Source organism: Pseudomonas oplopanacis, from assembly GCF_057128725.1.
The window spans coordinates 1-18,372 of record NZ_JBSKHV010000013.1; the positions used below are offsets into that span (position 1 = coordinate 1).

Here is an 18,372-nt window from a genome sequence, read left to right on the forward strand (position 1 = left end):
AAGGAGTTTTCCGTTTCGACTGCGCCGGAAGTGGGGCGAATTATAGACATCCAGAATCTGCCGTCAAGCACTGATTTCGGCTTTACTCGGATTTCAGCGAAATACGCGCAAATGCCTTCTTGCCGGCCTGACAAACGTGCGTGGCACCCAGTACGTATATAAAGGTGCGATCAACCACTTCACCATCTATGCGCACACCGCCAGCATTCAACAGATCACGCGCTACTGCCGAGTTCTTCACCAGCCCTGCCTTATTAAGGACAGCCGCAATCGGCATATCCTCAGCAGCAGTCAATTCGATCTCAGGCAGATCATCCGGCAGCTCGCCCTCCTTCATACGATTGCCTGCTCCACGGTGAGCATTGGCCGCAGCCTCCTCTCCATGGAAACGCGCAACGATCTCTTCAGCCAGCTTGATCTTGATGTCACGCGGGTTCGCACCAGCTTCGACATCGGCACGGAATGCATTGATCTCATCCATGGAGCGGAAGCTGAGCAATTCGAAGTAACGCCACATCAGCGCATCCGGAATGGAAACCAGCTTGCTATACATGACACCTGGTGCTTCCTGGATACCGACATAATTGCCCAGGGACTTGGACATCTTCTTCACGCCATCCAGACCTTCAAGCAACGGCATGGTCAGAATGCACTGCGGCTCTTGACCGTACCCGCGCTGAAGCTCACGCCCCATCAACAGGTTGAATTTTTGGTCGGTACCGCCCAACTCGACATCTGCGCGCAACGCGACCGAGTCATAACCCTGAACCAGCGGATAGAGGAACTCATGAATGGCGATGGGCTGATTGGATGTATAGCGCTTGTCGAAATCGTCGCGCTCGAGCATGCGCGCAACGGTGTACTGCGAAGTCAGGCGAATGAAGTCGGCCGGCCCCATCTGATCCATCCAGGTGGAGTTGAACGCAACTTCGGTTTTAGCCGGATCAAGAATCTTGAAGACTTGGGTCTTGTAGGTCTCGGCGTTCTCGAGAACCTGCTCACGGGTAAGCGGCGGACGTGTCACGCTCTTCCCGCTCGGATCACCAATCATCCCGGTGAAGTCACCAATAAGGAAGATCACCTGATGCCCCAGCTCCTGGAACTGGCGCAGCTTATTAATAAGCACGGTATGACCCAGGTGCAAATCCGGTGCAGTCGGATCGAAGCCAGCCTTAATACGTAGCGGTTGGCCACGTTTGAGCTTCTCGATCAGCTCGGACTCGACCAACAGTTCTTCCGCACCACGTTTAATCAGCGCTAGCTGCTCTTCAACCGACTTCATAACAGACCCGCAAGGCTCGAATTCAAAGGGGACCAACCATACAAGATCACGCGTCAAATACAAAGTTTGGCCGGCGCAATGACGCCAATCCGCCGGCAGAGTGTCCGCGGACTTGCTTCAGAGATGATTTGGTTATATTTTATACAGTTATTTCATCTTCATCATGTCATTCATCTTTTCCAATTCATCTTTTTTCAAAGTCAAAAATTACTTATGACCAAAGAATCGTCTAAAGCGCCACCGCTTTACCCGAAGACCCACCTGCTCGCAGCAAGTGGCATCGCCGCTCTGCTGAGCCTGGCGCTTCTGGTATTCCCTTCCAGCGATGTTGAAGCCAAAAAGACCACCCTGAGTCTTGAACTGGAAACCCCTGCTGAACAACTGTCACAAGAACAAGACGCCGCTGAGGCCGCTCAAGCCACAAATGAACCAGTGGCCTCCCCTTTCGCGCAGATCGAAAGCGCCGCCGAAGAACCGCAGGAAACCGCTCAGGCCGCGCCTGTGGTCGAAGAAAAGAAGGCTCCAAACCACAGGGAAGTGATCGTCTCCAAGGGCGATACGCTCTCCACCCTGTTTGAGAAAGTCGGCCTCCCGGCCGCTTCGGTGCATGAAATTCTGGCCAGCGACAAGCAAGCCAAGCAGTTCAGCCAGCTTAAACATGGGCAGAAACTCGAATTCGAACTGAACCCTGAAGGCCAGCTGACCAACCTGCACAGCAAGATCAGCGACGTCGAAAGCATTACCCTGACCAAGAATGACAAGGGTTATGCATTCAACCGCATCACCGCCAAGCCCACTGTGCGTTCCGCCTATGTTCATGGCGTCATCAACAGTTCGCTGTCGCAATCCGCCGCTCGCGCCGGCCTGTCCCACAGCTTGACCATGGACATGGCCAGCGTGTTTGGCTACGACGTCGACTTCGCCCAGGATATTCGCCAGGGCGACGAGTTCGATGTGATCTACGAACAGAAAGTCGTCAACGGCAAGGCTGTCGGCAACGGCCCGATCCTTTCCGCACGCTTCACCAACCGCGGCAAAACCTACACCGCCGTGCGTTACATCAATAAACAAGGCAACAGCAGCTACTACACCGCTGACGGCAACAGCATGCGCAAAGCGTTCATCCGAACCCCGGTTGACTTCGCCCGCATCAGTTCGAAGTTCTCCATGGGCCGCAAGCACCCGATCCTGAACAAGATTCGCGCCCACAAAGGCGTTGACTATGCCGCACCACGGGGCACGCCAATCAAGGCTGCCGGCGACGGTAAAGTATTGTTGGCCGGTCGCCGCGGCGGCTATGGCAACACCGTGATCATCCAGCACGGCGCCACCTACACCACGCTGTATGGCCACATGCAAGGCTTCGCCAAAGGCGTAAAAACCGGCGGTACGGTTAAGCAGGGCCAGGTGATCGGCTTCATCGGCACCACCGGGCTCTCCACTGGCCCGCACTTGCACTACGAATTCCAGGTCAATGGCGTTCACGTCGACCCGCTGGGCCAGAAGTTGCCAATGGCCGATCCGATCGCCAAGGCCGAACGCTCACGCTTCCTAGCGCAGAGCCAACCGTTGATGGCGCGTATGGATCAAGAGAAGGCCACCCTGCTGGCTTCGAGCAAGCGCTAAGCCATGACGCTCTATATTGGTGTGATGTCCGGAACCAGTCTCGATGGCCTGGACATCGCACTGGTTGAGCTCTCCCCCGCGATCAAGCTGATCGCCACGCACTACATTCCCATGCCGGAATCCCTGCGCATCGAGCTGCTCGGCTTGTGCGCCAGCGGCCCGGACGAGATTGCCCGCTCTGCCATCGCCCAACAAAACTGGGTAAAACTGGCGGCCCAGGGCATTCACTCCCTGCTTGCTCAACAAAACCTGAAGCCCGAAGACATTCGTGCGATTGGCAGCCACGGCCAGACCATTCGCCACGAACCGGCGCGCGGCTTTACTGTGCAGATAGGCAACGCCGCCCTGCTGACCGAGTTGACTGGCATCACCGTAGTCAGTGACTTCCGCAGCCGCGATGTGGCCGCAGGCGGGCAAGGCGCTCCGCTGGTGCCAGCCTTCCACGAAGCCTTGTTTGATGAAAGCGCAGGTCATCGCGCAGTGTTGAATGTGGGCGGATTCAGCAACCTCAGCCTGATTGAACCCGGCAAACCGGTAGCGGGTTTCGACTGCGGCCCTGGCAATGTGCTGCTGGACGCCTGGATTCACCAACAGCGCGGCAACAACTTCGATCGTGACGGTCAATGGGCCGCCAGCGGCAACGTCGAGCCGGATCTGCTGAATGAATTGCTCAGCGATCCTTTCTTCGTGACCAAAGGCCCCAAAAGTACCGGCCGCGAAGTGTTCAACCTGCCCTGGCTGACACAGCACCTGTCGAAACTGCCGGCATTCGCCGCCGAAGACGTACAAGCCACCCTGCTCGAACTCACCGCGCTGACCATCGTTGAGTCACTGCAACATGCCCAGTTGAATACGCAAGAACTGCTGGTCTGCGGCGGCGGCGCGCACAACGCCACGCTGATGAAGCGTTTGGCCGGCTTACTGCCGAATGCGAAAGTCAGCAGCACTGCCACTCACGGTGTAGACCCCGACTGGGTTGAAGCCATGGCCTTTGCCTGGCTGGCCCATTGCTGCCTCGAAGGCATCGCCGCCAACCGCCCAAGTGTCACCGGCGCCCGCGGCTTGCGCGTACTCGGCGCGATCTACCCCGCATAAACCCCAGACAGCAAAACGCCGCATAACCCATAAGGTTCTGCGGCGTTTTACAGTGTGCTGAAGGTGCGATCAGATCGAGAACGAAGAACCGCAGCCACAGGTAGTGCTGGCGTTCGGGTTCTTGATCACGAAGCGCGAACCTTCCAGACCTTCCTGATAATCCACCTCGGCGCCTGCCAGGTACTGGAAGCTCATCGGGTCCACGACCAGGCTCACGCCTTCGCGTTCGACGATGGTGTCGTCATCGGCCACTTCTTCATCGAAGGTGAAGCCGTACTGAAAACCTGAACAACCGCCGCCCGTAACGAATACGCGCAGCTTCAAGCGATCATTCCCCTCTTCATCGACCAGGCTCTTCACCTTGTGCGCGGCACCGTGGGTGAATTGCAAAGCCGTGGGGGTGAAGGATTCGACGCTCATGCTGACTATCTCCCGGCGTTACGCCGCCATAATGCGTGATGACGCGCATTATCCGCTTCTCCTAGAAAATCGGTCAACTATTGTTACGGTATATCAATCAAGCAAACTGTCCGACCAGAATGCAAAAAGGCCCATTCAATGGGCCTTTTTGCTGTCCGGGATTGAGCCTTACGGCAGCATGCCCGCGTGGGACAAGCCGAAGCGCTCATCCAGGCCGAACAGGATGTTCATGTTCTGCACCGCCTGACCCGACGCGCCTTTGACCAGGTTGTCGATGACCGACAACACCACCACCAGATCACCATCCTGCGGACGATGCACGGCAATCCGGCACACATTGGCACCGCGCACGCTGCGGGTTTCCGGGTGGCTGCCGGCAGGCATTACATCGACGAACGGTTCGTTGGCGTAGCGCTTTTCAAACAACGCTTGCAGATCGACCGAACGATCCACGACGGTCGCATAAAGCGTCGAGTGAATACCGCGAATCATTGGCGTCAGGTGCGGAACGAAGGTCAGGCCGACGTCCTTGCCTGCTGCGCGACGCAGTCCCTGGCGGATTTCCGGCAAGTGACGGTGACCTTTGACCGAATAAGCCTTCATGCTTTCCGACGTCTCGGAGTACAGCGATCCTACAGAGGCGCCACGCCCGGCACCGCTGACCCCGGATTTGCAGTCAGCGATCAAGCGGGTGGTATCCGCCAGGCCCGCTTCGAGCAGCGGCAGGAACCCCAATTGCGTAGCGGTCGGATAGCAACCCGGCACAGCGATCAGGCGAGCCTCCTTGATCTGCTCACGATTGACTTCCGGCAAGCCGTAAACCGCCTCTTCCAGCAGTTCCGGAGCGCCGTGCGGTTGGCCGTACCATTTGGCCCACTCGACGGAGTCCTGCAGACGGAAGTCCGCCGACAGGTCGATGACCTTGGTACCGGCGGCCAACAGTTCGCCGGCCAAAGCATGGGCAACACCGTGTGGTGTGGCAAAGAACACCACGTCACAAGCACCCAATGTCTTTATGTCCGGAACACTGAACGCCAGGCCGTCGTAATGGCCTCGCAGGTTCGGGTACATGTCGGCCACGGCCATGCCAGCCTCGGATCGGGAAGTGATCACTACCACTTCAGCTTGCGGATGCTGTGCCAACAGACGCAGCAGTTCGACACCGGTGTAACCCGTGCCGCCGACGATACCGACCTTGACCATAAACCTGCCCTCAACGAACCCACTGGAAAGCCGTCGATAATAGGGTGCGTATCGTCCTGCGACAACCGGCAAGGTGACGTGCGGCCGCTCAAGCCTCTACTATCCGGGCTACCGTGAACCTGGGAATAACTAAAAATGCTCTATCTGTGGCTCAAAGCGTTTCACATCGTCAGCATGGTCTGCTGGTTTGCCGGCCTGTTCTATCTGCCGCGCCTGTTCGTCTATCACGCACAAAGTGAAGACACGGTCAGCAAGGAACGCTTCAGCGTCATGGAGCGCAAGCTGTACCGAGGCATCATGGGCCCGGCGATGATCGCCACCCTGATCTTCGGCATTGCGCTGATCGCCCTCAATCCGAGCATCTTCAGTCAAGGCGCGTGGATTCACGCCAAACTGACCCTGGTGGTGATCCTGATCGGTTACCACCACATGTGCGGCGCTCAGGTAAAACGTTTTGCCCGTGGCGAAAATACCCGCAGCCATGTCTTTTATCGCTGGTTCAATGAAGTCCCGGTTCTGATATTGCTGGCTATCGTAATTCTGGTCGTCGTTCGGCCGTTCTAACTTCAATACGCACCACTCACCGGGGTACTCCCAATGTCGCTGCCCGCTCTGCTCGAACAACGTTTGCGTCTGCCGGTCGTGGCTGCGCCGATGTTCCTGATTTCCAATCCGCAATTGGTGCTCGCCTGCTGCCGCAATGGCGTGGTGGGCAGCTTCCCCGCGTTGAACCAGCGCGAGAGCAGCGGGTTCAAGGCCTGGCTGGAAGAGATCGAGGCAGGCCTGGCGACACTGGAGAACCCGGCCCCTTATGCGGTCAACCTGATCGTTCACAACAGCAACCCACGCCTGCAAGCGGACCTGGCGATCTGCATCGAGCACAAAGTGCCGATTGTGATCACCAGCCTCGGCGCGGTGAAAGAAGTGGTCGACGCCGTGCACAGCTACGGCGGCCTGGTGTTCCACGACGTGACGACTCGCCGCCACGCGGAAAAAGCCGCCGAGGCCGGGGTGGACGGCTTGATCGCCGTGGCCGCGGGCGCCGGTGGTCACGCTGGCACCTGGAGCCCATTCTCACTAATCGCCGAAATTCGTCAGTTCTTCGACAAGACGCTATTGCTCGCCGGCTGCCTGAACCATGGCCACGAGATTCTCGCCGCTCAATTGCTTGGTGCGGATTTGGCCTACTTCGGTACGCGATTTATCGGCACCACTGAAAGTCATGCGCCTGACGCTTACAAAGAGATGTTGCTGACTTCCAGGGCGGCGGACATCGTCCATACTCCAGCGGTGTCCGGCATACCGGCGAGTTTCATGCGCCAAAGCCTGGAAGCCGCCGGTTTCGACATGGCGGCCTTGCAAAACAAGGGTGAGGTCAACTTCGGTTCCAAACTGAAACCGGTCAGCGATGAAGCCAAGGCCTGGAAAACCGTGTGGTCTGCGGGTCAGGGCGTCGGGGAAATCGATGATTTACCAAGTGTCGATCAATTGGTCGCACGGCTGGACGCGGAATACCGCAAGGCACTGGAATTGGCGGCACAGCTGCCAAAACGCTGGCCGCGCTGAGAGGAAAATTTTGGCCAGCCCAACCCGGCTGGCCTTACACTCTGTCGCTGTAACACTTTCTAACTCAAACACACGCGACAAGGATGCCTCGCAATGAGCGAAAACCGTTTCAAGATCGTATTCGACGGCGCTCTGCTGCCAGGCGTCGACCTCACGACCGCCAAGCAGAATCTCGCCGCACTGTACAAAAGCGAAGTCGCTGCGGTTGAACGGCTGTTCACCGGCAAGACCGTCACGCTCAAGCAGGACTTGTCGCACGCCGATGCACAAATCTACCTGCAGGCGCTGACGAAAACCGGCATCAAGGCACGGATCGAAAGCGAATCGTCCATCGAACTGAACCTGGCCGACGCACACGAACACGAACACGTTCCCGCCAGGCCCCAGCCTGTCTTCGCCGAACCGGTCTCGCCCTACGCTCCGCCTCAGGCCAGCGTCGGCGAAAACCTGCCGGCGTTCGCCACACTCAAACCGTTCAGTGTCGAAGGTCGCATCGGCCGCTTGCGTTACCTGGCCTGGACGATGGCCCTGACCCTGGTCATTCTCGGCGTCGTTTTGGTCCTGGCCATCCCGGCGGTCGCCATCATCAGTGCCGATTCGACGGCAGGCTTGATTATCGGTGGTCTGGTCGCGTTCATTCTGTTCATCGCAGTCGCGGTCGCCAGTATCCAGTTCAGCGTTCAACGCTTGCACGACATCGGCTGGTCCGGCTGGCTCTGGCTGTTGAACCTCGTCCCGTTCGTGGGCAGTTTCTTCCCGCTGGTGATCATGGTCGCTCCCGGCACCAACATCGCCAATCGCTACGGCCCGCCACCTCCGCCCAATAGCACTGCGGTCAAGGTTCTTTCTTCGTTGTGGGTCGTGTTTATCGCCATCGTCATCGTGGGCGCTCTGGCCGGCGGTTACAGTGCGATTCAGGAAGAGTATGAAAGCACCACGACAAGCAGCTACGACAGCGGCGCGGTGACAACCGAAGATGTTGAAGTCGAACCGGCCGAAGCGGCCGAACCCGCACCGGATTCTGCAGACGATGAAGCCGAAGAAGCCCCGGCCCCTGTAGACTCTGCGAAAGAATAAACAGCGCTCCCCGCCCGTGACACCTGCGTCGCGGCGCGGAGCTGTTGCGATGGAGAACTGCATGACCCGTTACGCTCTGATCACTGGCGCTTCCAGCGGCATCGGCCTGGCGATGGCCGAAGCGCTGGCCCGCCGTGGCCGCAGCCTGATTCTGGTGGCCCGACAGCGTGATCAGCTGGAAAGTATTGCGATTGAACTGACTCAACGTTTTGGCGTGGAAGTACTGTTTCGTGCCTGTGACCTTGGCGAGCCGCTACGCCTGTCGGGCTTTCTGCTGGAACTGGAGGAAGGTGACCGTCAGATCGATCTGCTGGTCAACTGCGCCGGCATGGGCACCTGCGGTCCCTTTCTCGCTCAAGACTGGATGACCGAGCAGGACCTGATCGAAGTGAACATCCTGGCACTCACCCGCCTCTGCCACGCCATCGGAAACTCCATGGCCTTGCAGGGTGGCGGGCAGATCCTCAATGTTGCCTCGGTCGCCGCGTTCCTGCCCGGCCCGTGGATGAGCACCTACTACGCGAGCAAGGCGTATGTGCTGCATTTTTCCGAGGGCTTGCGCGTCGAGCTGAAGAAATGCGCAGTCAAGGTCTCGGTGCTGTGCCCCGGCCCGACGCGCACCGGTTTCTTCCGTACCGCGCAATTGGACACCGGCAAACTGAGCGACAGCAAAATGCTCATGAGTCCTGAAGAAGTGGCGCTCTACACCGTACGCGCCCTGGAGAAAAATCGCGCAATCATCATCCCCGGCCGACGCAACCGTTGGCGCGCCTTTTTGCCACGGCTCGGCTCGCGCTGGTTGAATCGGACAATCGCTGGCATGGTCAACAAGGTTTACTGCCCACGCTGAATGGTCCTACGGTTAAACCATGGGTACACTCAGGCCAGCCAAAACAACGGAGAAAACAGCTGTGGATACTCTGTTCACCAAGATCATCAACCGGGAAATCCCGGCCAAGATCATTTACGAGGACGACCAGGTACTGGCCTTCCACGATATCGCCCCACAGGCACCGGTGCATTTTCTGGTGATCCCGAAAAAACCCGTGCGCACCCTTAACGACCTCACCGAGGACGACAAGGCACTGGCCGGGCATATTCTGTTCACCGCGCAGCGTCTGGCGCTGGAGCTGGGTTGCGAAAAAGGTTTTCGCGTTGTCATGAACTGCAATGAAGAAGGTGGGCAGACTGTCTATCACATTCATATGCACGTGCTGGGTCAGCGTCAGATGCACTGGCCGCCGGGCTGATTGCCGGCTGTTCCAGGGGAGTGGCCAGCCACTCCCGCATGACCCAGCTCAAACCTTCCCCGGCCGATTGGGTTAAACTGGCCGCCGAGATTTTTCCCGGAGGTCAGCATGACTACCCAACGTCACTACTCGCCAATTGACCGTCTTCTGCTGCAAGCCGATGCCGCCATGCGCACCCTGCTGCCCTTCAGTGGCCAGCCTTACCGTCCGTCGCCAGCCATCGTCCAGCCCGATGCAAAATTGAGCGATGAGGACACCCGGCACGTTGCCGGCCTGATGCGCATCAACCACACCGGTGAAGTCTGCGCCCAGGCGTTGTATCAAGGGCAAGCCCTGACCGCCAAGCTCCCGCATGTACGCGCCGCCATGGAGCATGCTGCCGAAGAAGAAATCGACCATCTGGTCTGGTGCGAGCAACGCATTCATCAGTTGGGCAGCCATACCAGCATTCTTAACCCGCTGTTCTACGGCATGTCCTTCGGGATTGGCGCAGTGGCCGGGTTGATCAGCGACAAAGTCAGCCTCGGTTTTGTTGCCGCCACTGAACATCAAGTGTGCAAGCACTTGAATGAACACCTTGAGCAATTGCCGGCAGAAGATGAGAAATCCCGGGCGATTCTTGAGCAGATGCGTATTGATGAAGAACATCATGCGGAAAGTGCGCTGGACGCCGGCGGGTTCCGTTTTCCGGCACCGGTTAAGTTCGGGATGAGTCTGTTGGCCAAGGTGATGACCAAGAGCACTTATCGGATCTGATCTCTGGGGCTTTTTGCGACAGACATGAAAAAGGCGACTGCCGTGAGGGAGTCGCCTTTTTTTGTGTTCGAGAGTCTTACGCCATGTTGCGTGCGTAGAAGATTTCGAGCATTTCGTGTTTCACACGGTCGGTCACCTGGGCACGTTGCTCAGTAGACAAGCTGCTGGTGGCGTCACCGAACAGGTAGTTATCCAGTTCGAAGTTCTTCAGCAGCATTTTGGTGTGGAACAGGTTTTCCTGGTACACATTCACGTCGGTCATCTGGTACGCGTCGCGGGTGTCGTCGGACAGGTAGTTCTGGATCGAATTGATCTCGTGGTCGATGAAGTGCTTTTTGCCTTCAACGTCACGGGTGAAGCCGCGCACACGATAATCCACGGTCACGATGTCCGAATCGAACTGGTGAATCAGGAAGTTGAGCGCTTTCAACGGTGAGATGACACCACAGGTCGACACGTCAATGTCCACACGGAAAGTCGCAATACCATCCACCGGATGGATTTCCGGGTAGGTGTGCACCGTGATGTGGCTCTTGTCGAGGTGGGCCAGGATAATTTCAGGCAACGGGCCCGGGGACTCTTCGATCTGGCTGTCGGTCGGGGTTACCGGCTCTTCAGAGATCAGAATCGTGACGCTGGCGCCCTGAGGTTCGTAGTCCTGACTGGCAATGTTCAGGATGTTGGCACCAATGATATCGACAACTTCCGTGAGGATCTGCGTCAGGCGTTTCGCGTTGTACTCTTTATTGATGTACTCAACGTAAGCCTGTTGGTCTTGCGGGGTTTCCGCGTAGCAGATGTCATAGATGTTGAAGCTCAAGGTCTTTGTCAGGTTATTGAACCCGTGGAGCTTGAGTTTGCTTTTCACCGTTAAAAACTCTCTATGTATTGCGGCCCGGCCGCGTGATCAAGCATGCCCGTCAAATGCGAACAACGCACCTGCGTAGGACGGTTAACACCTCTTCGCGATGGCGATTTTGGTTGTCAGTTCGGGGGCGCGGCCTGTCGGTTGACGGACCACTACCCTGAAAAAAGTGGCGCATTATGCAGACGTCAGCTTGGGTTCGCCAGAGTCTGCACCGCTTTTATGATAGTTGAATGTCGGCTCAACCGAGTTCGATGATCTCGTAGTCGTGGGTAATCGCCACGCCAGCTGCGCCGAGCATGATCGAGGCCGAGCAATACTTCTCCGCCGACAGCTCGATGGCGCGCTTGACTTGGGCTTCCTTCAGCCCGCGGCCCTTGACCACGAAGTGCATGTGAATCTTGGTGAAGACCTTCGGGTCCTCGGTCGCACGCTCGGCTTCGAGGAAGGCTTCGCAGCTTTCGACGGCCTGGCGGGATTTCTTGAGGATGCTGACCACGTCGAAATTGCTGCAACCGCCGACACCCAGCAGGAGCATTTCCATTGGCCGGACACCCAGGTTGCGACCGCCGGCATCGGGCGGACCGTCCATGACCACGACATGACCGCTGCCGGATTCACCGAGGAACATGGCTTCGCCAGCCCATTGGATGCGTGCCTTCATCGCCAAGACTCCACTGTCTAAAAAAAGGGTCGCCAGCTTAGCACAGGGCCCCGGATTGACAGCGTTTCACCTTCCTGGGACGCAGGTGCCCAAGCTGTAGGTAAATTCTCAAATATTGCAGGAAGTGTCTGTTAAGCTGACGCCAATTCGCTGGCGCATAGCCAGCTTTGCTTCCGCCGTTGTCGGCGACCCATAAGAAAATCAAACACACACCGTGACGTCTTTTCGGGATACAACCATGGTTGCTATTACCCCAATACCCAAAATCAAAAACCTCGACAAGCTGTTGATGCATTGCCAGCGCCGTCGCTATGCGGCCAAGAGCAACATCATTTGCGCGGGCGATCGCTCGGAAACCCTGTTCTTCATCATCAAGGGCTCGGTCACGATCCTGATTGAGGATGACGATGGTCGTGAAATGATCATCGCCTACTTGAATGCCGGGGATTTTTTCGGTGAGTTGGGTCTGTTCGAACAGGCTGGCCTGGAACAGGCACGCAGTGCCTGGGTGCGCGCCAAGATCGAATGCGAAGTCGCGGAAATCAGCTACGCGAAATTCCGCGAACTGTCCCAGCAAGATCCGGACATTCTTTACGTCCTCAGCGGACAAATCGCACAGCGCCTGCGTAACACCACGCGCAAGGTCGGCGACCTGGCGTTCTTCGACGTGACCGGTCGCGTCGCCCGTTGCCTGCTGGAACTGTGCAAGCAGCCGGATGCGATGACCCACCCGGACGGCATGCAGATCAAAGTGACCCGTCAGGAAATCGGCCGGATTGTCGGTTGTTCGCGTGAGATGGTCGGTCGCGTGCTCAAGGATCTGGAAGAGCGCAACCTGGTGGACGTCAAAGGCAAGACCATGGTGGTCTTCGGTACGCGCTAAGCCTTGAACATGTCTGCCAGCAATTGGCGATAAAGCGCATCGAGCCGCCCGAGCGCATCGGGCGCGGCGAACTTCTCATGCAGGGCGATGTGGCTTTCGGCGCGAACCCGCTGCTCCAGGCCGCAGGCTTCATTAAAACGATTGACCGCCGCAACCATCGATTCCCGCTCGTTATCCAGCAACAACGCGCCGTGCACCAATCCGACTGGACGCGTGCCGCCCTTGCTCTGGCGCCAGCGCTGAGCAGTGCCGACCATCTTGCGGCCATTGAGATTGACGTTGAAACGGCCGTCGCAGAACGCACCTTCGATTTCGCCGAGGGACGACACACCGCCCAGTTCATCCAGCAACTGGCAGATCGGATCGCAGAGTCGGTGATAGGCGGTTTCGATGCGGTTTTGATCGCCTTCGCTGCGTGGCGGTGCGTAGACCAATGCGATGTTGATGGTGGACGCCGATTGCGGCACCGGCTCACCGCCGGTTTCACGCAACAGCACGGGCCAGCCGGCAGCAGCTGAAACCTCGCAGGCTGCTTCGAAACCGGGTAAGCGATTCAGGCGTCGCGGCATGACCAGGGCGCGGTCATTGGGTTGCCAGAACAGCAAGCCGAATTCCGAGGCGCCGGTGCAGACATGGGCCAATAGATCCTGCTCGGCGAGCAGGCCGGCTTCGGTGGTCAGGGAGGTAATCAGGGTCATAAGGTATTCCGTCGGACCTTAAGTCTATGGTGCGTCTTATGCCGCCTTCGCGAGCAGGCTCGCTCCCACATTGAAATCCAATTTCCTGCGGGAGCGAGCCTGCTCGCGAAGCTTTTTCAGTCGAGTGTAGAACCACTCACCGCTGTACCGCGCTCCGGAAAGAACAGTCGCTGCAACTCGGTCCCCGGGCTTTCGGCGCGCATGAACGCCTCGCCGACCAGGAACGCATACACGTCGCTGATTTCCATCAGCTCGACATCAGCGCGGTTAAGAATGCCGCTTTCGGTAATCACCAGGCGATCACGAGGGATGCGCGGCAACAGGTCGAGGGTGGTTTCCAGGCTGACATCGAACGTGTGCAGGTTGCGGTTGTTGATGCCGACCAGCGGTGTGTCGAGGGTTTTCAAGGCCCGCTCCAACTCGTCACCGTCGTGAACTTCCACCAGCACATCGAGGCCGACACTTTTTGCCACGGCAGCCAGCTCGGCCATTTTCACGTCATCCAGCGCGGAGACGATCAACAACACGCAATCGGCGCCCAACGCCCGCGCTTCGACGATCTGGTAAGGATCGATCATGAAGTCCTTGCGGATCACCGGCAGTTTGCACGCCGCCCGGGCCTGCTGCAGATACGCATCGGCGCCCTGAAAGAAATCGATATCGGTCAGCACCGACAAACACGTCGCGCCGCCCTTCTCGTAGCTCTTGGCGATATCGGCGGGAACGAAGTTCTCGCGGATCACGCCCTTGCTCGGCGAAGCTTTCTTGATTTCGGCAATCACCGCTGGCTGCTTGAGCTTGGCCTGCGCCAACAATGCCTGGGCAAAACCACGGGGTGCATCGGCCGCCTTGGCCAGACTTTCCAGCTCGGCCAGGCTCACACGAGCGCTACGCTCGGCGACTTCCTGGACCTTGCGCGCCAGAATGTTTTCCAGAACCGTCGGTACACTCATCCCTCATTCTCCACTTTGAATACCGCGGTAAATGCACCCAACTCCTCCAGTTTCTCCCGAGCGAGGCCTGTGTGCAGCGCATCGTGCGCCAGGGCAACGCCTTCTTTCAAACTGGTTGCATGGTCGGCGGCGTACAACGCGGCACCGGCATTGAGCATAATCATTTCGGCAGCTTTCTGACCGCTTTCGGTTTTGCGTTTGCCCAAGGCATCGCGAATCAGTTCCAGCGAGGCCGCCGGGCTTTCCACGGCCAGGCCATGCAGGCTCTGGCTCTTCATGCCCAGGTCTTCAGGCTCGACCCAATATTCGCTGATCTGGTCGTTCTTCAATTCCGCCACGAAGGTCGGCGCGGCCAGGCTGAACTCGTCCAGGCCATCTTTTGAATGCACCACCAACACATGCTTGCTGCCCAATCGCTGCAGGACTTCGGCCAATGGCCGGCACAGCGCCTGATTGAACACGCCCACCACCTGATGCTTCACACCGGCCGGATTCGTAAGCGGGCCGAGCATGTTGAACAGGGTGCGCAGGCCAAGATCCTTGCGCGGACCGGCGGCGTACTTCATGGCACTGTGGTGAGTCTGGGCGAACATGAAGCCGATGCCGACATTGTCGATGCAGCGTGCGACCTGGACCGGCGTCAGGCTCAGGTAGATGCCCGCCGCCTCCAGCAGATCTGCGCTGCCGCTTTTGCCCGACACTGCACGGTTACCGTGTTTGGCTACGGTGCAACCGGCCGCCGCAACGACGAAGGCAGAAGCGGTCGATACGTTGAAAATATTCGCACCGTCACCGCCGGTACCGACCACGTCGACAACGCCGTCGAGGGTCTTGAGTTCGACCTTGTCGGCCAGCTCGCGCATGACCGAAACGGCGCCGACGATTTCGTCGATGCTCTCGCTTTTCATGCGCATGGCCATCATGAATGCGCCGATCTGCGCATCCGTGCATTGGCCGGTCATGATTTCGCGCATTACATCGCGCATCTCATCGGTGCTGAGGTCGAGGTGATCGACGATACGGCCCAAGGCTGTCTTGATATTCATGAAAAGTCCTTAGCGCGTGCCGCCGGTTTGTTTGAGGAAGTTAGCGAACAATTCGTGGCCCTGCTCGGTCAGGATCGACTCGGGGTGAAACTGCACGCCTTCGATGTTCAGGGTCTTGTGGCGCAGGCCCATGATCTCGTCGACCGAGCCGTCTTCAAGCTGGGTCCAGGCAGTCAGCTCCAGGCAATCGGGCAGGGTCTCGCGTTTGACGATCAGCGAATGATAGCGGGTGACTGTCAATGGACGATTCAGGCCTTCAAAGACGCCCTTGTCCTCGTGGAATACCGGGCTAGTCTTACCGTGCATCACTTGACGAGCGCGAACCACATCACCGCCAAAGGCTTGGCCGATGGACTGGTGGCCGAGGCAGACGCCAAGAATTGGCAGTTTGCCGGCGAAATGCTTGATCGCTTCAATCGAGATCCCGGCTTCGGTCGGGGTGCAAGGACCGGGGGATACCACGATGCGCTCTGGGTTGAGGGCTTCGATTTCAGCGATGGTCAGTTCATCGTTGCGCACGACTTTGACCTGGGAGCCAAGCTCACCGAGGTACTGCACAACGTTGTAGGTAAAGGAGTCGTAGTTATCGATCATCAGCAACATGGCGTTTTGAACCTCTTGAATTCACTGACTTTAAAGATGGCCTTCGAATGATTGACCCGCAGAGCGCTACGCTTTGTCAGGTGCCGGGGTAGCGCCAGCAAAGCGGCATTTCAAACAGGTAAAGAAGGCAAAGCGGTACAGGTCCGGCGAGGCCGGCAAAAGAATTCAGGCGCGCCAACGCCAGCGGGCGTGTGCCTTGATGACTTGATCCAGGAGTTTACTGATGATCAACACGGGGAAGGTCTCATTCATACGTCTCGGCACAGTAACTTAGCTGGGCAGAGCGTGCAATATGGCCGGGGCTGCTGCTCGCGAAACTCTCAAAGGCTTCGCGACGGATGGCAAAAGGCCGGAAGTTTTTGGTACTGTCGTTTCGTTCTCTTAAAACAATAAATAAACGGACTTGCTCATGATCAAACAGACGTTGCTTGTACCGCTCGCAGGATGCTTGCTGGCAATGGCCTGCGCCCAGGCGTACGCCGCACCGAATCCATACACCAATTTCGTCGTCTTCGGCGACAGTCTCAATGACGCGGGGACCTTTGCCGACACCGGCGGACCTGCCGGGTCGACGGAACGCTTCACCAACCGGACGGGGCCGGTTTATCTGGATGGCAGCGGCGAAGTCCGCTCGCTCAACTCCACGCAGATCCTCGGTGGCAAACTGGGGTACACGGCGGACCAGACCGCTTCATCGTCGTCGGCGGTGCGCGCCAGCAATGGCCAACCCGACGGCAACAACTGGGCTGTCGGCGGTTATCGCACCGATCAGATTCTCGATTCGATCACCACCACCTCCGACACTGGCGAACGCGTCCGTGCCGGGTACCTGCCGTCGAACAACTTCCGTGCCGACCCGAACGCGCTGTATTACCTGTCGGGTGGCGGTAACGACTTCCTGCAGGGACGCGTCACCAGCCTGCCTCAGGCCAGTGCCGCCGCCGACCGTCTGGCCGACAGCGTACAGACGCTGCAAACCGCTGGCGCAAAATACGTCATGGTCTGGCTGCTGCCCGATATCGGCTTCACACCGGCGTTCAACGGCTCCCCGCTGCAAGCGTTCACTTCTCAGCTGAGCGCCCAGTTCAACACTGAACTGGTCAGCCGACTGCAGAACATCAATGCCGAAATCATCCCGCTGAACATTCCGGTGCTGCTCAAAGAGACGTTCGCCAACCCGGCGCAATTTGGCCTGGCCACCGACCAGAACCTCAGCGCCACCTGTTTCAGCGGTAACGGCTGCACCGAGAACGCCCGTTACGGCATCAACAGCGCCACACCCGACCCGACCAAGCTGATCTACAACGACGCGGTACACCCGACCGAAGCCGGGCAACGCCTGATTGCCGATTACGCATATTCGCTGTTGTCAGCGCCGTGGGAACTGACGCTGCTGCCGCAAATGGCCCAAGGCACCTTGCGCGCGCACCAGGATGAACTGCGTAACCAATGGCTGGCCGATTGGGAAAACTGGCAAGACGTGGGTCAATGGCGCGCGATTGTTTCCGGCGGTGGCCAACATCAGGACTTTGATGGTCAGGACAGCGTCGTCAGTGCCGACGGCAATGGGTACAACCTGAACATCGGTGGCAGCTATCGCCTCGACGACGCCTGGCGTGTGGGTGTAGCGGCCGGTTTCTATAACCAGAAACTCGAAGCCGGGTCGAACGACTCCGACTACAAGCTCAACACTTACCTCGGTACCGCATTCGCCCAGTACCAACAAAACCGCATCTGGGCGGACATGGCGTTGACCGCCGGGCACCTGGATTACGAGAGCCTCAAGCGTAAATTCCAGTTGGGCGCCAACGAACGCGGCGAAAAAGGCGACACCAATGGCTACGTTGAGGCCTTCAGTGCTCGCATCGGTTATGACATCGCACAGCAAGCCAGCAGCCCTTGGCACCTGTCGCCGTTTGTCAGCGCCGACTTCTCCAAGGTCAAAGTCGATGGCTACTCGGAGGACGGCAATAACTCCACAGCGCTGACCTATGGCGATCAGGACAGTATTTCCCGTCGCCTCGGCATCGGCTTGCAGGGCAAATTCCAGATCACCCCACAAACCCAGGTGTTTGGCGAAGTGGCTCACGAGCGTGAGTACAACGACGATACCCAGGACGTGGCGATCAACCTCAACACCCTGCCAAACAACCAGTTCACGCTGGAAGGCTACACCCCGCAAACCAACCTGAACCGGGTGAACCTGGGCGTAAGCCACAACCTCACCAAGGAACTGGCACTGCGCGCCAGCTACAACATTCGCAAGGATGACGACTTTACCCAGCAAGGGATTAATTTAGGGGTTGCGTTGGACTTCTAAATCGATCGGCCATAAAAAACGCGGCGCCTTCACAGGCGCCGCGTTTTTTTTGTGCTGAATACTTA

19 protein-coding genes are annotated in these 18,372 nt (G+C 58.1%); 10 read left to right on the top strand and 9 right to left on the bottom strand.

The features are described 5' to 3' along the window. Positions 1 to 82: 82 nt before the first annotated feature. Positions 83 to 1,282, bottom strand: a complete 1,200-nt coding sequence (gene tyrS / locus ACWKV5_RS22685) for a tyrosine--tRNA ligase (protein WP_483843068.1) — start codon at positions 1,280 to 1,282, stop codon at positions 83 to 85. 213 nt (positions 1,283 to 1,495) lie between these two features. On the opposite strand from tyrS, the gene ACWKV5_RS22690 reads away from it, so the two are divergent. Both ACWKV5_RS22690 and ACWKV5_RS22695 read left to right on the top strand, forming a co-directional pair. Continuing rightward, positions 1,496 to 2,908, top strand: a complete 1,413-nt coding sequence (locus tag ACWKV5_RS22690; protein ID WP_483843069.1) for a peptidoglycan DD-metalloendopeptidase family protein — start codon at positions 1,496 to 1,498, stop codon at positions 2,906 to 2,908. Positions 2,909 to 2,911: 3 nt separating this feature from the next. After that, on the top strand, positions 2,912 to 4,003 hold the full coding sequence (locus ACWKV5_RS22695) for an anhydro-N-acetylmuramic acid kinase (protein ID WP_483843070.1): 1,092 nt from the start codon (positions 2,912 to 2,914) through the stop codon (positions 4,001 to 4,003). A gap of 69 nt (positions 4,004 to 4,072) precedes the next feature. Here ACWKV5_RS22695 and erpA read toward each other — a convergent pair whose 3' ends face one another. Together erpA and argC are read right to left on the bottom strand one after the other, a co-directional pair. Next, positions 4,073 to 4,423: an iron-sulfur cluster insertion protein ErpA gene (gene erpA, locus ACWKV5_RS22700; RefSeq protein ID WP_007947969.1), complete on the bottom strand. Its 351-nt coding sequence runs from the start codon at positions 4,421 to 4,423 to the stop codon at positions 4,073 to 4,075. A 168-nt stretch (positions 4,424 to 4,591) separates the two neighbouring features. After that, positions 4,592 to 5,626 (bottom strand): N-acetyl-gamma-glutamyl-phosphate reductase, encoded by a 1,035-nt coding sequence (gene argC / locus ACWKV5_RS22705; RefSeq protein ID WP_483843071.1) that lies wholly within the window; start codon positions 5,624 to 5,626, stop codon positions 4,592 to 4,594. 135 nt (positions 5,627 to 5,761) lie between these two features. On the opposite strand from argC, the gene hemJ reads away from it, so the two are divergent. From hemJ to coq7, 6 genes are all read left to right on the top strand, one after another. Continuing rightward, on the top strand, positions 5,762 to 6,190 hold the full coding sequence (gene hemJ, locus ACWKV5_RS22710; RefSeq protein WP_027926757.1) for a protoporphyrinogen oxidase HemJ: 429 nt from the start codon (positions 5,762 to 5,764) through the stop codon (positions 6,188 to 6,190). 33 nt (positions 6,191 to 6,223) lie between these two features. Further along, entirely contained in the window at positions 6,224 to 7,192 is a 969-nt protein-coding gene (locus ACWKV5_RS22715) for an NAD(P)H-dependent flavin oxidoreductase (RefSeq protein ID WP_483843072.1), read from the top strand. A 93-nt stretch (positions 7,193 to 7,285) separates the two neighbouring features. After that, positions 7,286 to 8,269 carry a DUF805 domain-containing protein gene (locus ACWKV5_RS22720; protein ID WP_483843073.1) on the top strand — a complete coding sequence of 328 codons (984 nt, stop codon included), beginning with the start codon at positions 7,286 to 7,288 and terminating at the stop codon, positions 8,267 to 8,269. Positions 8,270 to 8,330: 61 nt separating this feature from the next. Then, positions 8,331 to 9,119 carry an SDR family NAD(P)-dependent oxidoreductase gene (locus ACWKV5_RS22725; protein WP_483843074.1) on the top strand — a complete coding sequence of 263 codons (789 nt, stop codon included), beginning with the start codon at positions 8,331 to 8,333 and terminating at the stop codon, positions 9,117 to 9,119. A gap of 61 nt (positions 9,120 to 9,180) precedes the next feature. Continuing rightward, positions 9,181 to 9,519, top strand: coding sequence for a histidine triad nucleotide-binding protein (locus tag ACWKV5_RS22730; protein WP_008027110.1), 339 nt, complete (start codon positions 9,181 to 9,183; stop codon positions 9,517 to 9,519). Positions 9,520 to 9,627: 108 nt separating this feature from the next. Continuing rightward, the gene (coq7, locus tag ACWKV5_RS22735; protein ID WP_027926752.1) at positions 9,628 to 10,275 is read left to right on the top strand and encodes a 2-polyprenyl-3-methyl-6-methoxy-1,4-benzoquinone monooxygenase; all 648 of its coding nucleotides are present in this window, start codon (positions 9,628 to 9,630) and stop codon (positions 10,273 to 10,275) included. A 76-nt stretch (positions 10,276 to 10,351) separates the two neighbouring features. Here coq7 and speD read toward each other — a convergent pair whose 3' ends face one another. Next, positions 10,352 to 11,143: an adenosylmethionine decarboxylase gene (speD, locus tag ACWKV5_RS22740; RefSeq protein ID WP_483843075.1), complete on the bottom strand. Its 792-nt coding sequence runs from the start codon at positions 11,141 to 11,143 to the stop codon at positions 10,352 to 10,354. A 238-nt stretch (positions 11,144 to 11,381) separates the two neighbouring features. After that, the gene (locus tag ACWKV5_RS22745; RefSeq protein WP_007941657.1) at positions 11,382 to 11,804 is read right to left on the bottom strand and encodes an OsmC family protein; all 423 of its coding nucleotides are present in this window, start codon (positions 11,802 to 11,804) and stop codon (positions 11,382 to 11,384) included. A 238-nt stretch (positions 11,805 to 12,042) separates the two neighbouring features. Here ACWKV5_RS22745 and crp point away from each other — a divergent pair, with 238 nt between their 5' ends. Then, positions 12,043 to 12,687 carry a cAMP-activated global transcriptional regulator CRP gene (crp, locus tag ACWKV5_RS22750; protein ID WP_027926750.1) on the top strand — a complete coding sequence of 215 codons (645 nt, stop codon included), beginning with the start codon at positions 12,043 to 12,045 and terminating at the stop codon, positions 12,685 to 12,687. On the opposite strand, the gene ACWKV5_RS22755 is transcribed toward crp, so the two are convergent. The 4 genes from ACWKV5_RS22755 to ACWKV5_RS22770 form a co-directional block, all read right to left on the bottom strand. Then, positions 12,684 to 13,385, bottom strand: a complete 702-nt coding sequence (locus tag ACWKV5_RS22755; RefSeq protein ID WP_483843076.1) for a lipoate--protein ligase family protein — start codon at positions 13,383 to 13,385, stop codon at positions 12,684 to 12,686. The genes crp and ACWKV5_RS22755 overlap by 4 nt on opposite strands. Positions 13,386 to 13,501: 116 nt before the next feature. Next, the gene (gene trpC, locus ACWKV5_RS22760; RefSeq protein ID WP_483843077.1) at positions 13,502 to 14,338 is read right to left on the bottom strand and encodes an indole-3-glycerol phosphate synthase TrpC; all 837 of its coding nucleotides are present in this window, start codon (positions 14,336 to 14,338) and stop codon (positions 13,502 to 13,504) included. Further along, positions 14,335 to 15,384 (bottom strand): anthranilate phosphoribosyltransferase, encoded by a 1,050-nt coding sequence (gene trpD / locus ACWKV5_RS22765; protein ID WP_483843078.1) that lies wholly within the window; start codon positions 15,382 to 15,384, stop codon positions 14,335 to 14,337. The genes trpC and trpD overlap by 4 nt, the downstream gene beginning before the upstream one ends. A gap of 9 nt (positions 15,385 to 15,393) precedes the next feature. Next, entirely contained in the window at positions 15,394 to 15,987 is a 594-nt protein-coding gene (locus ACWKV5_RS22770; protein ID WP_007906885.1) for an aminodeoxychorismate/anthranilate synthase component II, read from the bottom strand. Between the two features lie 409 nt (positions 15,988 to 16,396). Here ACWKV5_RS22770 and estP point away from each other — a divergent pair, with 409 nt between their 5' ends. Further along, entirely contained in the window at positions 16,397 to 18,307 is a 1,911-nt protein-coding gene (gene estP / locus ACWKV5_RS22775) for an esterase EstP (RefSeq protein WP_483843079.1), read from the top strand. The last annotated feature ends 65 nt before the right edge of the window (positions 18,308 to 18,372 follow it).